Consider the following 17,343-nt stretch of genomic DNA (forward strand, 5'->3'; position numbering starts at 1 on the left):
GAAAATCAGGCTGCGGATTAATCATATTGATTCTGTGGTCTATTCATGAAAATTGCAACTATTTGATTTTTATTGATTTATTGAAATTTAAATTGAAGTCATGCAATATGAATGCACTGTTTTTAAGAATGACAATGCTGAAGATTTGTTTCAGAAACAGGTTTAAAACGCACACAATCCGTGGTGAAGCATAGGTTTCAAGAGGCGAAAAACGATTGTCTTTTTTGCGTGACATATTTAACACAGCGCTCGTTTTGAGGGCAAAATCATGTCAAAAATGAAGTTTTAGATGTGAATTTATACGACAAGTGGCAAAAAAACTGAGTAAGACGATCAAAAATCTGATTTTCAGCCGGCTTTTGACGAACCGACGGTTCGTTTTCAGTTTTCTTGTACTTGCAGAACCCATTCGGCATGTTACGCTCACGTCAAAATTAAGTATAAAAATTGAGGGACAATATGCTTAAAACTGCCTTGAAATTATCTGCCGTATCGCTGGCATTGTCAGGGGGAATTTTGACCGCTCATGCCGGTGGTCTGGAGCGCAGTTCTCAGGATTTCGATATTTTATTTGAAGAAGGCAATGTGGTTGAAACCGGTGCGACTTTTGTTGCGCCGCAGCGTAAGCTGAAAAACATCCGTGGCAGTGTTTTCCCTGTCAATCCCGTGCCGGGACAAAATACCGGCCGGCCTTTCGATACAGAAGTTGACGAAGGTAAAACCTATTGGGTTCCGAAACTTTCGGCAAAAATTCAGCTGACTGATGAATTGGGCTGTGCGGTTCAGTATCGCGAGCCATGGGGTATTGATACAGATTCAGGCATCAATAATGCCCGTATGTTCAGCGCTATTGAACAAGAGATTTCTTCGCGCGATTACGGTCTGAACTGTGCCTATCGTTTCTCTGCCGGTGAAAAAGGCTTTTTCCGTATTCTCGGTGGCGTAAGCTATCAGGAACTCAAAGGCAGACAGACAAAAATTTCCGGCGTACCGCTGGATCCAAGCAATCCAAGAAACCTGACCTTTGCAAATAGTACACTGGACGTTGACGACAGTGCATTCGGCTGGCGCTTGGGTGCAGCTTATGAAATTCCGGAAATTGCCCTGCGCGCCAGTCTCGTTTATCAGTCCAAGGTCAGCTATGATCTGGATGGTACCGTTGGCGTATCTCTGATTGGTGCGCCTCTGAGCTTTATTACACCGGTCAACGGTAGTGTAGCCACACCGCAATCTGTTGAATTCAAATTCCAGACCGGTATTGCTCCGGATTGGCTGGCGCTTGCTTCCATCAAATGGACAGACTGGAAGAGCATTACCAAAATCGGTTTCGAAAACAGCGGAACAGGACCTTTCCTCGGCCGTTTCCCTGTAGGTGCCGAAGTAACGTCTCTTGATCTTTACTACAAAGACGGCTGGACTGTTATGGGTGGTATCGGCCACAAGTTTAACGACAAATGGTCGGGTGCAGCAACTGTTACCTGGGATCGTGGTACAACAACAGGTCTGACCTCACAGACCGATGTCTGGCTGCTGGGTCTCGGTGCGAATTACAAGGCTACAGAACATCTGGAATTCCGCCTTGCAGGTGCTGTCGGTATCCTGACCTCCGGTACTCTGGATAACACACTTACAGCAAAGAACGGCGGCAGCCAGTTCGGTTCCAAGGCTGATTTTGGTACCGATGTTGTTGGCGGCATGACACTTTCTGCCAAATACCGGTTCTGATCGCATGATCGGATAAAGAAAAGGCGCTGCGATTGTGGTGATCGCAGCGCCTTTTTATTTGCTTTGGAGACGTCCCGTTTACGACTGAATTGCTGAAACTGCTTTAGCCAGCACTTTAACAGCCTATTTTTCAAGGCGCGCGAGCAGGGACGAAGTATCCCAGCGACCGCCTCCAAGCTTCTGCACATCCTTGTAATATTGATCCACGAGGGCAGTCAGAGCGAGCGTGGCACCATTGCGATCCGCTTCTTCAAGGCAGATTTTCAGGTCTTTTCGCATCCAGTCAGCAGCAAAGCCGAATTCATATTCGCCTTTAATCATTGTCGGCGTGCGGTTTTCCATCTGCCATGAGCCGGCAGCGCCTTTAGACAGCACATCAATTACTGTCTGAATATCCAGTCCGGCACATTTTCCAAAGTGAATGGCTTCAGCCAGTCCCTGAACAATACCGGCAATGCAGATCTGGTTCATCATTTTAGCCAGTTGGCCATTACCAACTGCCCCCATTAAACCAACCGAACGGGCATAGGCAGAAATAACCGGTTTGGCTTTTTCGAAAACAGCCTCATCAGCGCCGCACATTACTGTCAGCACGCCATTTTGTGCACCTGCCTGTCCGCCGGATACCGGTGCATCTATGAAATGGAAACCGCGCTGGCGGGCTTCTTTATCCAGCTCACGGGCAACCTCAGCGGAGGCTGTGGTATTGTCGATGAATACAGTATTCTTGCCCATGCTCTGAAACGCGCCATCTTCACCAAGGGTGACAGAGCGCAAATCATCATCATTGCCGACACAGCAGAATACAAAATCCTGACCTCGGGCAGCTTCTGCAGGTGTCGTGGCAAAGCTGCCTTTAAACTCCTGCGCCCAGGCCTGTGCCTTAGCCGTGGTGCGATTATAGACGGTTACTTCATGTTCGCCGCGTGTTTTGAGATGGCCGGCCATCGGATAGCCCATAACACCGAGGCCGATAAACGCAACTTTAGCCATAGTAACTCCCATTTTATCAATGCTCTAAAGATGTTGAATAAAGTAATTTATAAAAGAGAGCCCCGCTATGGATTGTTAAGCGGTAACTCCCGATACATTTGTTCCAAAATCCAGTCTCGAAACTTCTCTGTACCGGATTTAATCTGACGCGATGCCGGAGCCACCAGAAAAATGCTCTTTCCGGCCTTGTAGGAATTCTCCAGCGGTATGACCAGTTTACCGCTTTCCAGATAGCTGCCGATGAGATGCCGCCAGCCGAGCGAAATACCCTGACCATGGATTGCAGCCTGCATTGAAGCGAGATTATCGCTGAACACCACATCATGAGGCAGTTTGGCAGTGGAAACACCCTGATATTCGAGCCATTCACGCCAGCCAATGCGGGAACGGTGCTTTTCTTCAAAATGCAGCAGGCGATGATTGAGTAAATCGGCCGGTGCATGAATCGGGCCGTGCGCGGCCAGATATTCCGGACTGCACACGCAAACAGTTTCCTCCAGACACAGCTGCCATGAGCGCAAGCCTTGCCATTCGCCATTGCCAAGACGGGCGGAGAGGTCAATATCCTCTTCACCGAGATCAATATAATCTTTCGGGCTTTCCTCAATATGCAGCGCGATTTCCGGATAACGGTTTTTAAAATCTGCCAGACGCGGCAGTAACCACAGCGAGATGAACACGGCCGAAAACGAGGCACGCACAATGTCTTTTTGATATTTCCGCTGCAAGGACGTAATCACCATATGCAGATGATCAAAGGAGGCCTGCACTTCCTGATAAAGCCGTTGTCCTTCCGGCGTCAGTTCCAGCCGCGCACTCTCACGGCGAAACAGTTTCAACCCTGTCGATTCTTCAAGTAACCGTATAGTTTTACTCACCGCGGGCTGGCTGACATTCAGCTCTTTGGCCGCAGCGGTGAAGCTTAAACGCCGTGCTGCGGCCTCAAAGGCAAACAGGTAATTGGCGGAAGGAATGAGATTACGGAGTCTGTGCATAATCTGAAGTTATACCTCGGACTATTTTTTTACAAGATCACAAAGCATCTGCCGCATCCTATTGTGAGATCAAAATCAGCCGTAATTTTGCGCGCTGAGAAAACATGAAAACAGTCTGAGACCGTTGCATACGGGAGAGGTGCACCGGTCTTCATAAATAGTAATCGGGTGGAATTATGCAGACATATGCGCGGGTTGTGGTTGTTGGCGGCGGGTGCGTCGGAGTTTCCGTTCTCTATGCGCTGGCCAAGCGCGGCTGGACAGATTGTGCGCTGCTGGAGCGCACATCACTGACTGCCGGCTCAACATGGCATGCGGCAGGGCTTATTCCGTCTTATGCCCGCAGTAATAATGTCGGCCGTATGATTGCGAAAACCATTGAGATTTATGAGGGACTGGAAGCCGAAACCGGCCAGAATGTCGGCTGGCATAAATGCGGCCAGCTGCGTATTGCCAATACGCGCGACCGTATGGATGAATATAAGAGCTATATGGATGTAGCCGAAGCGCAAGGCACCAATGCCCGTCTGGTTTCGCCAAAAGAGGCTATGGAACTCTGGCCGCTGCTGGAAAATAACAAGCATATGATCGGCGCACTCTATCATCCGGATGACGGACATATCGCACCGGCTGACGTGACCATGGCGATGGCCAAAGGTGCCCGTGATATGGGGCAGAAAATCTATCAGAATACACAGGTCAACAGTTTTGAACGCCTGCCAAACGGTGAGTGGAAAGTTTCGACCAATAACGGCGACATCATCTGCGAGCATATTGTTTCCGCGACCGGCAATTATGCCCGCCAGACCGGCGCATTGCTCGGTATCGATATTCCGGCGATCCCGATCCTGCACCAATACTGGATCACCGATACGGTGCCGGAAATTATTGAGCGTAAAAAACAGGGTCTGCCGGAAATGCCGATCCTGCGTGATGAGGGCTTTGCCGGATATCTGCGCGAAGAAGGCGACGGATTGATGTTCGGCCCTTATGAGCGCACAGAACATCTGAAACTCTTTGCCGTGGACGGTGTGCCGGAATGGTTCGGCGCTGATCTGGTGGAAGAGGATTTCGACGCGGTTGAATGGAATTGGGAAGTCGCAACGGACTATGTACCTGCTCTTGCCCGCACCGGCATTAAAGCCAATGTGCGAGGGCCCTTCCAGATGACCTCCGATGAATTGCCGCTGGCCGGTCCTGCATGGGATCTGCCAAATGTATGGTTGGCGGAAGGTGTGCCGGGCGGCATTCTCTGGGGTGGCACACTGGGTTTCCATCTGGCCGAATGGATTATCGACGGTGCTCCGTCCAAGGATATGTCTGAACTCGACCCGCGCCGTTTTTCTAATTATGCCAATAAAACGTGGACACGCCACAAGGTGCAGGAAACTTGGGGCACGCACGCGGATATTCATTTTCCGGGACAGACCATGCCGGCTGCCCGTCCGCAGAAAACCGCACCTTCCTATGACCGCCTCACAGAAATGGGCGCCGTATGGGATGTACTGAATGGCTGGGAAATGCCGCAATGGTTTGCGCCAAGCAAAGAAGAAGCCATTCCTGACCTGAGCTTCCGCCACACCCAGCGTGCGGCTAAATATATCCGTGAAGAAGTCACAGCGGTGCGTGAAGGCGTTGGCCTGATCGAAATGACACCGATGACCAAATTTGAGGTTTCGGGGCCGGGAGCGGAAAGCTGGCTGGACGGTATTCTTGCCAATAAACTGCCAAAACTCGGACGTATCGGTCTTTGTCATCACCTGAATAAAAACGGCGGCGTGGTCAGTGAATATACGGTTATCCGCTTCAAGCCTGATGCGTTTTATCTGATCTCAACCCCGCGCGGTGAGCGGCTGAACTTTGATGAATTATCCAAAATCCTGCCGGATGACCGCAGCGTTACGCTGACCAATGTCACCATGGAACGCGGTGCATTTACACTCGTCGGGCCAAAAGCGCGCGATGTTTTGCAAAAGATCACCGAGGTTGATCTGAGTAATGCGGCTTTCCCGTGGATGAGCATGCAGACCGGTACAATCGGTCTTGCCAGCGATGTGCGGATGCTGCGCGTGACCTATGAAGGCGAGCTTGGCTGGGAACTCTATCATCCGATTGGTTATCAGCGTCATTTGCTGGATGAAATTCTCAAAGTCGGTGAGGAATTCGGCATCCGCATGGTTGGTCTGGCCGCACTGGAATGCTGCCGTCTCGATAAATCCTATCGTGCCATGTATCGCGATATGAATGCCGAACTGACAGCTTTGGAAAGCAGTCTCGACCGTTTCATCAAATTCGATAAAGGCGACTTTATTGGCCGCGATGCTCTCATCCGCCAGCGCGAAGAGGGGCTGAAGCGTCGTATTTGCACCATCACTATCGCCACTGATGGTGCCAGTGTGCAGATGAATGAGGGCGTTTATCACAATGGTAAACTGGTCGGCCGTATTACCTCCGGCGGTTATTCCTGCCATTTCAGCCATGATATCGCCCTTGCTCTGCTGCCGCCTGAGCTGGGCAATCAGATCGGACTGGAACTGGAAGTTCAGGTGCTGAGTGAATGGCGTAAGGCAAAAGTGGTTGAAGAGTCGCTCTACGACCCGACCAATTTGCGTTGCAAAATGTAATTTTAACAGTCTGATACATTGAATTGACAGGATAAAATCATGAAAGTTCTGGTCGCAGTTAAACGGGTTGTTGATTACAACGTTAAAATCCGCGTTAAGGCCGATGGCAGCGGTGTTGACCTTACCAATGTCAAAATGGCGATGAATCCGTTTGATGAAATTGCCGTGGAGGAGGCGCTGCGCCTCAAAGAAGCAGGTAAGGTTTCGGAAGTGATTGTGGCTTCCATCGGTCCGGCACAGGCGCAGGAAACGCTGCGCACAGCACTGGCTATGGGGGCTGATCGCGGTATTCTGGTGAAAGTGGATGACGCTGTTGAGCCGCTTGCCGTTGCTAAAATCCTGAAAAAACTGGTCGAAGAAGAACAGCCGCAACTGGTGATCGTCGGCAAACAGGCGATTGATGATGATGCAAACCAGACAGGCCAGATGCTCTCCGCACTGCTGGGCTGGTCGCAGGCAACCTTTGCTTCGGAGCTGGAGCTGAGTGACGGCAAAGCCGGCGTGACCCGAGAAGTTGATGGTGGTTTGCAGGCGATTGAAGTGAAACTGCCTGCAGTCGTGACCGTTGATTTGCGTCTCAATCAGCCGCGTTATGCCTCTCTGCCGAATATCATGAAGGCTAAGAAAAAGCCGCTTGATGAAAAAAGTGCGTCAGAGCTTGGCATTGATACGGGATTGCGCCTCAAAGTGCTTAAAACTGAAGAACCGGAGAGCCGTCAGGCAGGTATTAAAGTTGCGAATGTGCAGGAACTGGTTGCAAAACTGAAAAATGAAGCCGGACTGATTTGATAGGGAAATAAGATCATGGCAATTTTACTTTTAGCGGAACATGACAACGAGACCCTGTCAGAGCAGACAGCAAAGGCGCTGACCGCAGCGCTTGCAATTGGCGGTGATGTGGATGTGCTGGTTGCAGGGCAGAATGCCAAGCCTGCAGCAGATGCAGCTGTAAGCCTCAAAGGCGTGCGCAAAGTGTTGCTTGCAGAAAATGCCATGCTGGAAAACCAACTGGCAGAACCCCTCGCTGATCTTATTCAGACATTGAGCGCGGATTATGATGTGATTATCGCTGCGGCCACAACTACAGGCAAAAATGTGTTGCCGCGTGTGGCCGCATTACTGGATGTGATGCAGGTGTCGGACATTATCGAGGTAATCTCGGCGGATACATTCAAGCGCCCGATTTATGCCGGCAATGCCTTGCAGACCGTTCAGGCACTGGATGCGAAAAAGGTGATTACTGTGCGTACTGCCGGTTTTGCCGCGGCAGAAAAGGGCGGGGCGGCTGCAGTCGAAAATATTGCTTATGCTAATGACCCGCAATTGTCGAAATTTGTTGAGGCAAAACTATCCGGCGGTGACCGTCCGGAACTGACTTCGGCAAAGATCATTGTTTCCGGCGGTCGCGCTCTTGGTTCTGCAGAGAAATTTCAGGAAGTCATGTTGCCGGTGGCTGATAAGCTCGGCGCAGCAGTCGGCGCAAGCCGTGCCGCAGTGGACGCCGGTTATGCGCCGAATGACTGGCAGGTTGGTCAGACCGGTAAGGTGGTTGCGCCTGATCTTTACATCGCTGCCGGTATTTCCGGTGCTATCCAGCATCTGGCAGGGATGAAGGATTCCAAAGTGATTGTGGCGATCAACAAAGACGAAGAAGCACCTATCTTTCAGGTTGCCGATTATGGACTCGTTGGCGATCTGTTTGAAATTATTCCGGAACTGGAAAAAGCACTCGGCTAATTTTTCCATCAAAATTTATTGAAATTAAAAGGCATTCACCTGTTCAGGCGGATGCCTTTTTGCTTTAACCTGACTTGAGATTTACGGGAGAATTGAGCGATGAGCGAGATAAATGAAACAGTCAACGGTGCCTGTCATTGCGGAACAGTGCGGTTTCGGGTGAAACTATCCGACGGGCTGAATACAGCACGCCGTTGTACCTGCTCTTATTGCCGGATGCGCGGTGCCGTCGCTGTCTCAGCACAGCTTGACGGGCTGGAGATTATCAGCGGGGAAGATGCTCTGACGCTCTATCAGTTCAACACAAAGGCGGCGAAACATTATTTCTGTTCGGTTTGCGGGATTTATACCCATCATCAGCGCCGCTCCAATCCGCAGCAATACGGCATTAATGCTGCTTGCCTTGAAGGAGTAAGTCCCTTTGATTTTGATGAAGTTCTTGTCACTGATGGCATTAATCATCCGTCTGATGGCAAATCTGCAAACAGGTCACCCTATGTCGGCGTGTTAAAATATATCCGTTGCGAATGATACTTACTGATCGTTGATAATTGCCCAGCGTTCATGATCACGCCAGTCGCCGTTAATGTATAAATAGCGCGGGGAAAAGCCTTCTTTGTGAAAACCCGCGCGTTCAACAAGGGCGAGGGATCGCAGATTGTCCGGTTGGATATTAGCCTCAATCCGGTGCAGGCCGATTTCCCTGAAGCCATAAGCAACTGTTTGTTTCAGACCTTCCGTCATCAGCCCGCGACCAGATTGATGCACCATGCCGTAATAGCTCAAATAAGCACTGCAAAACGCCTTCATGAATATCTGGCTGAAGGTAAAAACACCGGCAATTTTACCGCTCTCTGTATCGCGCACAATAAGTGCCTGTGAGGCACTGCTTTGCAGATTACCGAACCAGTCTTCAAAACCGGCGAGATCGGTAAAATTGCGCATCCACGGGTGATGATGGTTTTGGCTCGCAATATTACCCGCAATCAGCTCTGTTGCATCTGTTCTTCTGACGGGTTGCAAATTAATCATTTCATCCTCCAAACCGGATGCGTTTTATCGGCTTATAGTATGTTGTGGAAAAGTAGACACCGGTTTTCCGATACGACATGCGTAAAAACAAATAGATAGAGCGAGCGTAATGGGTACGATTAAACGCAATACGCTCTAACGCAAAGTGCTGACAAGCCCAAACCTGTGTGATGAAGAAGTTTCTCGGCATGTGCATTGCGTGTTGCACCATATTATGTCAGCGATATTTAAGTATGTTTACGAGACTGTGTATGGGGATGCGTTTGACGGGTAATAAACAGATTTGGAAATCCTATCTGACAATATCGGTTATCTGGCTGATCTTGCTATTGCTGTTTGTTGCTTTCACAGCGCGCCAGAGCATTAATCAGGCGCGTGATGAGGTGAAACAAACCGGCACAGCGCTACATCGTGTTCTGTCGCAACGTGCTGCCCAGCATGATGCGCATCTCACCAGCTTGAATGCGCTGATCCTCTCGGCCAGTCCGGCGCCTGTAGATGCTTTGCGGCAGGTGTCGCGCAATATTATCCGCTTTTACCCGCGCATCAGCGTAATAGATGTCATGCTGCTGAACCGCGCCGGTACCGCTGTCAGTGCACAGCCTGTGATGATGGTGGATGAGACTGAGCATGACAATCTCGCCGGTGTTTTTGCCGCTCAAGTCGCAGAGCAAAAACCGGGGGAAGTGCGCACTTATCTGTCTGACAAGCTGGCAGACCGTTATTATCTGGGCAAAAAATCTGACAATGCCAATCCCGGTTATGCGATTTTCATGGCTATCAATCCGGCTCTGATGATTGAGCCGGATGAGCGGCCGGATTGGGCAGACCTGACCCTGTCCATCAATGATAAGATTATTCTTGAACAACAATCCGGCCTGAAAACAGTGGCATCGCGTTTTCTGGAACAACCGGTTTTCTCTCAAAAAATTGACAGCCAGAACCAGCCGCTTTTGCTGCGTCTCAGTCGCCCGATGGCGCTGTCAGATGTGATTGATCCGTTGCGCAGCATTTTGTTTGCGGTTTTGTCCCTGATTGCTTTGACCGGTGCTTATGCACTCTGGCGCTTTCAAAAAGCGACCAGAGAGGCCGAGCAGAAAGTGCAGTTGTCGGAGCATGAAACGCGGCTTGCTCATGCGGCGCGGGTGAATTCTATGGGCGAACTGGCTTCAGGCATTGCCCATGAACTGACCCAGCCGCTGACAGCTTTGCTGAGCCAAAGTCAGGCCGCATTGCGCCTTGAAGCTTCCGGTGAGCGTCCTGAATTATTGAAACAGGCTTTGGCGGCTAATGTGCGCGAAGCATCGCGTGCGGGTGAGATTTTACAGCGTATGCGCAATTATATGAGCAATCATGAACCGCAGCGTAAACCTGTAGAAATCAACCAGATTATCCGCGATGTGGCGGAATTGCTGCGCACGGATCTGGAGCAGCGCAATATCAGCCTGCATCAGCAAACCGAGAAAATATCACCGCTGATTACTGCTGATCCGGTTGAGATGGAGCAGGTGCTGTATAATCTGATCCGCAATGCTGCCGACAGCCTGAGCCAGAGTGAGATCAGCGATAAACACATTACAGTAATCGCTGAGGCCAGAGGCGGGCAACTCGTCCTGAGTATTGCCGATAATGGCGACGGCATTGCCGGTGATGTTCTGCCGCGTTTGTTTGAGCCGTTTTTCACCACCCGTAAAGCGGGTATGGGGCTGGGGCTTTCGCTCTGCGCAACACTGATTGAGCGGATTGACGGGGAAATATCGGCAGCAAATGCACCATCCGGCGGTGCAATCTTTACAATTACCATTCCAATGGCTGAGCCTGAGCATTCAAAGGCGGCAGAATGAAAAATCTCAAAATTTATCTGATTGATGATGATGAAGCTGTGCGCGAAGCATTGTCGCTGTTGTTGCAGACCTATGGCATGCATGTGGAGACATTCCGTGATCCGGCGACATTTCTGGCGCATGTGGATCCTCAAAAGCCCGGTTGTCTGATACTCGATTTGCGTATGCCGATGATAAGCGGCTTGCAACTGCAGCAAAAACTGCTGGAACGCGGGATCGACTGGCCAGCAATCATGATAACCGGTCACGGGGATATCAATGCCTGCCGTCGTGCTTTCAAGGCAGGTATTCTTGATTTTCTGTCCAAGCCCGTGGATGAGCAGATTTTGCTGGATGCACTGGAGACAGCCTCACAAGCGCTGGATAAAATTCTGGAGCGGGCGGAGGCGCAGAAACTGATTGCCAGACTGACTGAGCGCGAATATGAGATTTTCGACCTGATCTGCAAAGGTTTCGGCAGCAAAGAGATTGCCTCTGCGCTAAATATTTCCGTGCGCACGATTGATGCGCATCGCGCCAATATTGCCGAAAAACTGGAAACCAGTTCCGTAGTGGATTTTGTGCGGTTGCAACTATCCGGCAGCAATACAAGGCATCCGTAATTCTACCTAGAGCTTTCAGCGGTATCGCGGATTCACGTTCAATGATTGTTTCACTAAATTGAGTGTCAGAAAGCCGGTTGCTTTCATCAACACTCAGGAGACGATTATGAAACGCATTTTGTTTGCCGGTGCTGCGGCACTTGTACTGACCTCAGCTGCTTCTGCGCAGGTTTTGCAGGAAAAGAACATGCCGCTCAATCTTGCGGTAAACATTGCCAATGAAACAATCGCTGCCTGCTCTGCCAAGGGTTACAATGTAGCCGTAGCTGTTGTTGACCGCGCAGGCGTACTGCGCACTCTGATGCGCGCCGATAATGCCGGTGCTCATACACCTGCCGCAGCGACCGCCAAGGCTTTTACCTCGGCCTCTTCGCGCACTCCAACCGGTGTCATGGCTGAAAATATCCAGAAAAATCCTGCAGCTGCAGAACTGGCTAACATTCCGGGCTTCCTCGTACTGGCTGGTGGTGTACCGGTTAAAATTGGCGATGCAACCATCGGCGCAATCGGCGTCGGCGGCGCACCGGGCGGCCATCTGGACGAAGCCTGTGCAGTTGAAGCACTCGATAAGGTCAAAGACCAGCTTAAATAATTGATCCGGACCGCCGCACTGTTATCTCAGTGTGGCGGTTCACACATGATGCACTTTCAATGAGGAGAGAGACATGTCAAATTTATTGTCCTTGCGGAATATTTTCAGAAGCACTCTGCTTATTGCCGGTTTTATTTTGACAATCACGGGAGTTGCCATGTCTGCCTCAGTCAGCAAAGAACGCAAACTACTGGAGGCTGCAGCCACCGGTGATGTAGCAACTATTCAGAGCTTGCTGAAAGATGGCGTTAATGCCGATACACGCAACGACCACCGCCAAACTGCTTTACTGGTTGCAACTCATAATAATCAGGTTGAAGCGGCTAAAGTTCTGATTGATGCCGGTGCAGATGTAAATGCCAAGGATATGATACAGGACAGCCCGTATCTCTATGCCGGAGCACGCGGCCATCTGGAAATTCTGAAAATGACTTTGAGCCATGGTGCCAATCTGAAAAGCACCAACCGCTTTGGCGGCACGGCACTTATTCCGGCATCCGAGCGTGGTCATGTGGAAACGGTGCGTACGCTGATTGAGGCCGGTGTTGATGTCGATCATGTCAATCGTCTCGGCTGGACTGCGCTGATTGAAGCGGTAATCCTGAGCGATGGCGGGCCAGCCCATGTAGAAATTATAAAGCTTTTGAAAGCCGCCGGTGCCGATCTCTCTATTCCGGATAATGAAGGCGTAACAGCGCTGCAGCATGCTAAAAAGCGCGGCTTTGCTGAAATCGTTGCTGTGCTTGAGAAGTAGTTTCTACAGAACCATCAGACCGATGCCGCTGAGAATATCCGTTGCCTGACTTTTTGAGATAATGGCACCTTTAAGCACAGCGGCATCGTGAAATGTCAGGCTGCCCAGATCGCAACCACGCAGATCAGCGCCTTTGAATTTGCTCAGCCGTAAAGTGGCACCGCGCATCCGGCAATCGTGAAAAACCGCATCACGGAAATCACATTCTCTGAGATCAGCCTCGCTGAAATCCATATTTGTCAGAATTTTATTGCGAAACGACGCACGCGGCAGAAAAGCTGCAATCAGCAAACATTCTGCAAAATCGGTGCCGATCAGGCTGCAATCAGTGAAATCCGCACCGGTTAGCTTGGATCGTGAAAATTTCACGCCATTGAGATTGGACCGGCTCCACAATGTATTGGACAGATCGCAATCGTAAAATTGTGCGGTATTGCCATCAATATTGGACAGGTTTGCACCACTGAGACGGCATTTATTGAATTGCGTTTCAGTGATGATTGCAGCTTTGAAATTACAGTTTGTAAATATGCAATCTGTGAAAATACAGTCAGATAAATCCTGACCGGACAAATCAGCCCCGTCACATATTAAGCCGCTGAAATTGCGGGTGCCGTCACTAATATTCTTTAAAAATGCGACAGGCACAGGGCTGTTCTCAGCGTCTGCGGGTCAGGACAACATAGGCAACGCAACCGGCAAGACCGAAAGCGATAATACCCTGAATAAGAAATACCCACTGTATCATACTCATAACATCACCTTTTCATTGCAGGAAAAATATGATCTGCGCAGTGCTTTATCATTCCCCTGTTGCGATGTCAGCATTTTTAAATAGGAATATTACAAGCCAAAATTGAAAAACGGCGGCGCTTACGCACCGCCGTTTTTCAACCGAACTAGCAGGGATTATTCAGCCAACCATTCTTTGATACGATCAGGATTATCGGCAATATATTTGTCGACGGCCTTATCATAAGAAGTTTCCTGCGCTTCAAACATCGCTTTTTCGAGATCTGCCAGCGGGATATTCATTTTTTCCAGCAAGGAAGCAACTTTCGGATTGTCTTCCTTAAAGCCTTTGCGGGCGAGGGCATTCACATGCTCTGCGGCACCAAGCGCACCTTCAGGGTCTTCCAGATAGCGCAGCTTATATTTGCCGAACATCCAGTGCGGGCTCCATGCCGTCGCCACAAACCAGCCGTCTGAGCGGGTTGCACGATCAACCGTGGTCAGCATCGCTGCCTCACTGGAGATCTGCAGCTTATAATTCAGGCCGTATTTTTTGATCGCTTCTTCTGAAAGACGGGTCAGACCGGCACCCGGATCAATACCCTGAATCTGACCTTTCAGCTTTTCATGAATACCGGCTTTCTTCAGATCTTCAATCGACTTGATATCGCTCTCAGGCACAGAGGCAGGCACAACCCAGCCAAGTTTTGCACCTTCATAGAGCGGCCCCAGATCTTCAACCTTACCTTCAACACGCTTGTAATAATCCGCATGTGTTGCAGGCAACCAGGCCATCATCATGGCATCAAGATCGCCACGGCTCACGCCCTGATAAAGCGGTGCAACATCTGTCTGCACCAGTTCAACTTTCTGATCCAGATTATCCTGAATAAGTTTAGCTGCGAGCTTGGTAACAAACTCAGCATCGGACCAGGGTGCCCAGCCAAGTTTGACCACTTTGGCATCGCCTGCAGCCAATGCTGAAGTTGCCATGGTTCCCGCCAGCAATGCCGCTAGGCTTAGACGTGTCAGTTTCCCGAACATATCTTCTCCTTTATGGTTTCTATAGGTGAATTAAGCTTCCTGCTTGCGCAGGGATGTTGTTTTCTTCGCTCCGGTTTCCGCTTCCGGCTGTTTGCGCAGCGCTGCAAAGCGCTTAAACAGGCCTGGTTGCGGTTTGCCAAAGCTCTGAGTAATCCGGTCAAGCACAACGGCCAGAATGACCACGGCAAGTCCGCCCTCAAAACCGGTGCCGACATCAAGACGCTGAATACCGGTGAGCACTGTATTTCCCAGACCGCCCGCACCGATCATCGAGGCAATCACCACCATCGACAGCGACAGCATAATGGTCTGGTTGATACCAGCCATAATGGAGGGCAGGGCATTGGGAAGCTGCACTTTGAACAGCAGCTGTTTTGCCGTGCAGCCAAAGGCCAGACCGGCTTCAACGAATTCTCCGTGCACCTGCCGGATACCAAGATTGGTCAGGCGTACAACCGGCGGCATGGCAAAAATAACAGTCGCGATTGTACCGGGCACGGCGCCAAGACCAAAGAACATGGCCGCCGGAATGAGATACACAAAGGCAGGCATAGTCTGCATCAGGTCGAGCACAGGACGTATGAAAGATGCCAGCAACTCGCTGCGCGCCATGGCAATACCCAGCGGAATACCAATGACAATGGCAATGATTGTTGCCGCCAGCACCAGAGACAGGCTCTCCATCGTACCCGACCACAGTCCCATATGATGGACGAGTGCCAGTGCGAGAGCAGTGAAGATTGCAAACTTCCAGCCGACACGCCACAGCGACAAGAGTGTCAGAATGGCAATACCCACAACAGCCGGAATTGCCAGCAATCCACCCTGAATACCGCCGGTAACAAAGCCGATAACCGCAGCAATCATATCCAGCGCCGGTGTGAAATGGTCGAGAATGTAATTCACAGTGATATCGGCACCTTTGCCGATACTAAAATTCATATCCATTTTTATACCAATCGTTTCAGCTCAACCGGCGCGGTCGAGCGTTTCCAGAAGTGCCGATTTGGAAATCGCACCGACATATCTGTTTTTTTCATCAACAACCGGAACCGGCCAGCGGCTTTCAGCAACGCGGCCAAGCACGTTGGAAAGCGGTTCGCTTGCTTCAATAGGAGTGATATCGCTTAAGAACGCTTCCCTGTACGGATGCGGGGATTTGGCTTTGACCTTCTCAATCAGGCCGTCCTGACTGATCATGCCGTGATAGCTGCGGTCGCGGCCGACAATAACGGCAACGTCACGCCCCGTTGTTTCCATCTGTTCCAAAGCGGAAGCGGCGGAAACACCCTGACGGTCAAAGATCGTCAGCAAGGTTTTCCGCGCCACATCACCGGCAGAAAACACATGAGACACATCCACATTTTTGAAGAAGGAGCGCACATAATCATTCGCCGGAGCAGAAACAATCTCATCCGGCGTGCCGACCTGCACAACCTTGCCGTGCTGCATAATGCAGATACGGTCGCCAATGCGCATGGCCTCGTCCAGATCGTGGCTGACGAAGATAATCGTGCGACTGTTTTCTGATTGCAGACGGATCAGCTCATCTTGCATTTCAGTGCGGATGAGGGGATCAAGAGCGGAAAATGCCTCATCCATCAGCAGGATTGTCGGTTCATTGGCCAGAGCGCGGGCAAGACCGACACGCTGTTTCATACCACCGGAAAGCTGATCAGGCATGCTCTGTGCATAGGGTTCCAAACCGACGGCGGTGAGCGCTTGCATTGCACGCGCATGGCGCTCGGCCTCAGCCATGCCGGCAACTTCAAGCCCGAAGGCAGCATTGTTGAGAACAGTCCGGTTTGGCAGTAATGCGAAAGACTGGAAGACCATGCTCATATCGCGGCGGCGCAGATCGATCAGCTCGCCTTTGGACATTTTGGTAATGTCACGCCCGTCAACGGCAATCGTGCCGGAGGTCGGCTCAATCAGCCGGTTCAGCAGGCGCAAAAGTGTGGATTTTCCTGAGCCGGACAATCCCATGATGACGAAGATCTCGCCATCCATAATTTCGAAGCTCGCCCCATCAACACCGATTGTGCAACCAGTATCTCTGTGGATCTCTGTTTTACTTTTCCCGGATCGCAATTGGCTCATTGCCTTTTCCGGCTTTTCACCAAAGATTTTGAAAACATCTTTTAAAGATAGTTTTACAGACTTTGGTTCATTCATACTCTCATTAATTGTATAAACAGCCATATAATAAGTTAACCCTGCCATAATGGCAGACCTATTCTCCTTTTGTATTTAAAAATAGAAATATCTGCAAAATTAAAACAAAAATTATGCTTTAAGAAAGATCGAAAATTCGCAGATAATTCTAATTTGATATTCATAATTATAGAGAAATATCAAAAAAAGTCCACCCGACGCATTGGAAATGCTGCAAAACCCCGCATTTTCAGGCTATAGCGCATGATCGGGAAAAGGATGTATAGCTAAAAAATATGCATGCTGATGCGTGTGAAACCGCATTCTATGCAACAGAGATTCTCACCATATCCGCGATGGAAAACCAAATGAAAAATCTGCGATATCGGTAAGACGTGAAGTAAAAGATCAAAAGTTAGCTGCATCAGATAAAATTTTTATTATCAAATATTCAATATTAAATTTTATAAATATACACTTCTATATTCTTAAAAATGCAGTATCATCATGAGCAT

Annotated in this window: 16 protein-coding genes; 9 read left to right on the top strand and 7 right to left on the bottom strand. The window is 50.0% G+C overall.

The window, feature by feature from the left end; all coding sequences use genetic code 11:
- Positions 1-459 precede the first annotated feature (459 nt).
- A complete protein-coding gene (locus tag HBA93_RS05665; protein ID WP_221722610.1) occupies positions 460-1,725 on the top strand; it encodes an OmpP1/FadL family transporter in 1,266 nt (421 codons plus the stop codon).
- Between the two features lie 123 nt (positions 1,726-1,848).
- Here HBA93_RS05665 and HBA93_RS05670 read toward each other — a convergent pair whose 3' ends face one another.
- Together HBA93_RS05670 and HBA93_RS05675 are read right to left on the bottom strand one after the other, a co-directional pair.
- Positions 1,849-2,718, bottom strand: coding sequence for an NAD(P)-dependent oxidoreductase (locus HBA93_RS05670; protein ID WP_221722611.1), 870 nt, complete (start codon positions 2,716-2,718; stop codon positions 1,849-1,851).
- A 65-nt stretch (positions 2,719-2,783) separates the two neighbouring features.
- Entirely contained in the window at positions 2,784-3,713 is a 930-nt protein-coding gene (locus HBA93_RS05675) for a LysR substrate-binding domain-containing protein (RefSeq protein WP_221722612.1), read from the bottom strand.
- A 176-nt stretch (positions 3,714-3,889) separates the two neighbouring features.
- Between HBA93_RS05675 and HBA93_RS05680 the strand changes: the two genes are divergently transcribed.
- The 4 genes from HBA93_RS05680 (at position 3,890) to HBA93_RS05695 (ending at position 8,605) form a co-directional block, all read left to right on the top strand.
- The gene (locus tag HBA93_RS05680) at positions 3,890-6,337 is read left to right on the top strand and encodes a GcvT family protein (protein ID WP_221722613.1); all 2,448 of its coding nucleotides are present in this window, start codon (positions 3,890-3,892) and stop codon (positions 6,335-6,337) included.
- Positions 6,338-6,376: 39 nt separating this feature from the next.
- Positions 6,377-7,126 (top strand): electron transfer flavoprotein subunit beta/FixA family protein, encoded by a 750-nt coding sequence (locus HBA93_RS05685; protein WP_122092003.1) that lies wholly within the window; start codon positions 6,377-6,379, stop codon positions 7,124-7,126.
- A gap of 15 nt (positions 7,127-7,141) precedes the next feature.
- A complete protein-coding gene (locus tag HBA93_RS05690) occupies positions 7,142-8,074 on the top strand; it encodes an electron transfer flavoprotein subunit alpha/FixB family protein (RefSeq protein ID WP_122092004.1) in 933 nt (310 codons plus the stop codon).
- A 99-nt stretch (positions 8,075-8,173) separates the two neighbouring features.
- Positions 8,174-8,605: a GFA family protein gene (locus tag HBA93_RS05695; RefSeq protein WP_221722614.1), complete on the top strand. Its 432-nt coding sequence runs from the start codon at positions 8,174-8,176 to the stop codon at positions 8,603-8,605.
- 3 nt (positions 8,606-8,608) lie between these two features.
- Here HBA93_RS05695 and HBA93_RS05700 read toward each other — a convergent pair whose 3' ends face one another.
- The gene (locus HBA93_RS05700; protein WP_122092018.1) at positions 8,609-9,106 is read right to left on the bottom strand and encodes a GNAT family N-acetyltransferase; all 498 of its coding nucleotides are present in this window, start codon (positions 9,104-9,106) and stop codon (positions 8,609-8,611) included.
- 263 nt (positions 9,107-9,369) lie between these two features.
- On the opposite strand from HBA93_RS05700, the gene HBA93_RS05705 reads away from it, so the two are divergent.
- The 4 genes from HBA93_RS05705 to HBA93_RS05720 all read left to right on the top strand — a co-directional run bounded on the left by HBA93_RS05705 (position 9,370) and on the right by HBA93_RS05720 (position 12,898).
- On the top strand, positions 9,370-10,950 hold the full coding sequence (locus HBA93_RS05705) for a sensor histidine kinase (RefSeq protein WP_221722615.1): 1,581 nt from the start codon (positions 9,370-9,372) through the stop codon (positions 10,948-10,950).
- On the top strand, positions 10,947-11,552 hold the full coding sequence (locus HBA93_RS05710) for a response regulator transcription factor (RefSeq protein ID WP_221722616.1): 606 nt from the start codon (positions 10,947-10,949) through the stop codon (positions 11,550-11,552). The genes HBA93_RS05705 and HBA93_RS05710 overlap by 4 nt, the downstream gene beginning before the upstream one ends.
- A 106-nt stretch (positions 11,553-11,658) precedes the next feature.
- Complete coding sequence (locus HBA93_RS05715) at positions 11,659-12,144, top strand: GlcG/HbpS family heme-binding protein (protein WP_121992499.1); 486 nt, start codon at positions 11,659-11,661, stop codon at positions 12,142-12,144.
- Between the two features lie 157 nt (positions 12,145-12,301).
- A complete protein-coding gene (locus HBA93_RS05720) occupies positions 12,302-12,898 on the top strand; it encodes an ankyrin repeat domain-containing protein (RefSeq protein WP_221722617.1) in 597 nt (198 codons plus the stop codon).
- 3 nt (positions 12,899-12,901) lie between these two features.
- On the opposite strand, the gene HBA93_RS05725 is transcribed toward HBA93_RS05720, so the two are convergent.
- The 4 genes from HBA93_RS05725 to proV all read right to left on the bottom strand — a co-directional run bounded on the left by HBA93_RS05725 (position 12,902) and on the right by proV (position 16,849).
- The gene (locus HBA93_RS05725; RefSeq protein WP_353619322.1) at positions 12,902-13,546 is read right to left on the bottom strand and encodes a pentapeptide repeat-containing protein; all 645 of its coding nucleotides are present in this window, start codon (positions 13,544-13,546) and stop codon (positions 12,902-12,904) included.
- Positions 13,547-13,807: 261 nt separating this feature from the next.
- Positions 13,808-14,674 (bottom strand): glycine betaine ABC transporter substrate-binding protein, encoded by an 867-nt coding sequence (locus HBA93_RS05730; RefSeq protein ID WP_221722619.1) that lies wholly within the window; start codon positions 14,672-14,674, stop codon positions 13,808-13,810.
- Positions 14,675-14,704: 30 nt separating this feature from the next.
- Positions 14,705-15,622, bottom strand: a complete 918-nt coding sequence (locus HBA93_RS05735; protein WP_075655154.1) for an ABC transporter permease — start codon at positions 15,620-15,622, stop codon at positions 14,705-14,707.
- A 21-nt stretch (positions 15,623-15,643) separates the two neighbouring features.
- Positions 15,644-16,849, bottom strand: a complete 1,206-nt coding sequence (gene proV / locus HBA93_RS05740) for a glycine betaine/L-proline ABC transporter ATP-binding protein ProV (RefSeq protein ID WP_221722655.1) — start codon at positions 16,847-16,849, stop codon at positions 15,644-15,646.
- Positions 16,850-17,343: the final 494 nt, after the last annotated feature.

This window comes from Ochrobactrum sp. SFR4 (assembly GCF_019730395.1).
Lineage (GTDB): Bacteria > Pseudomonadota > Alphaproteobacteria > Rhizobiales > Rhizobiaceae > Pseudochrobactrum.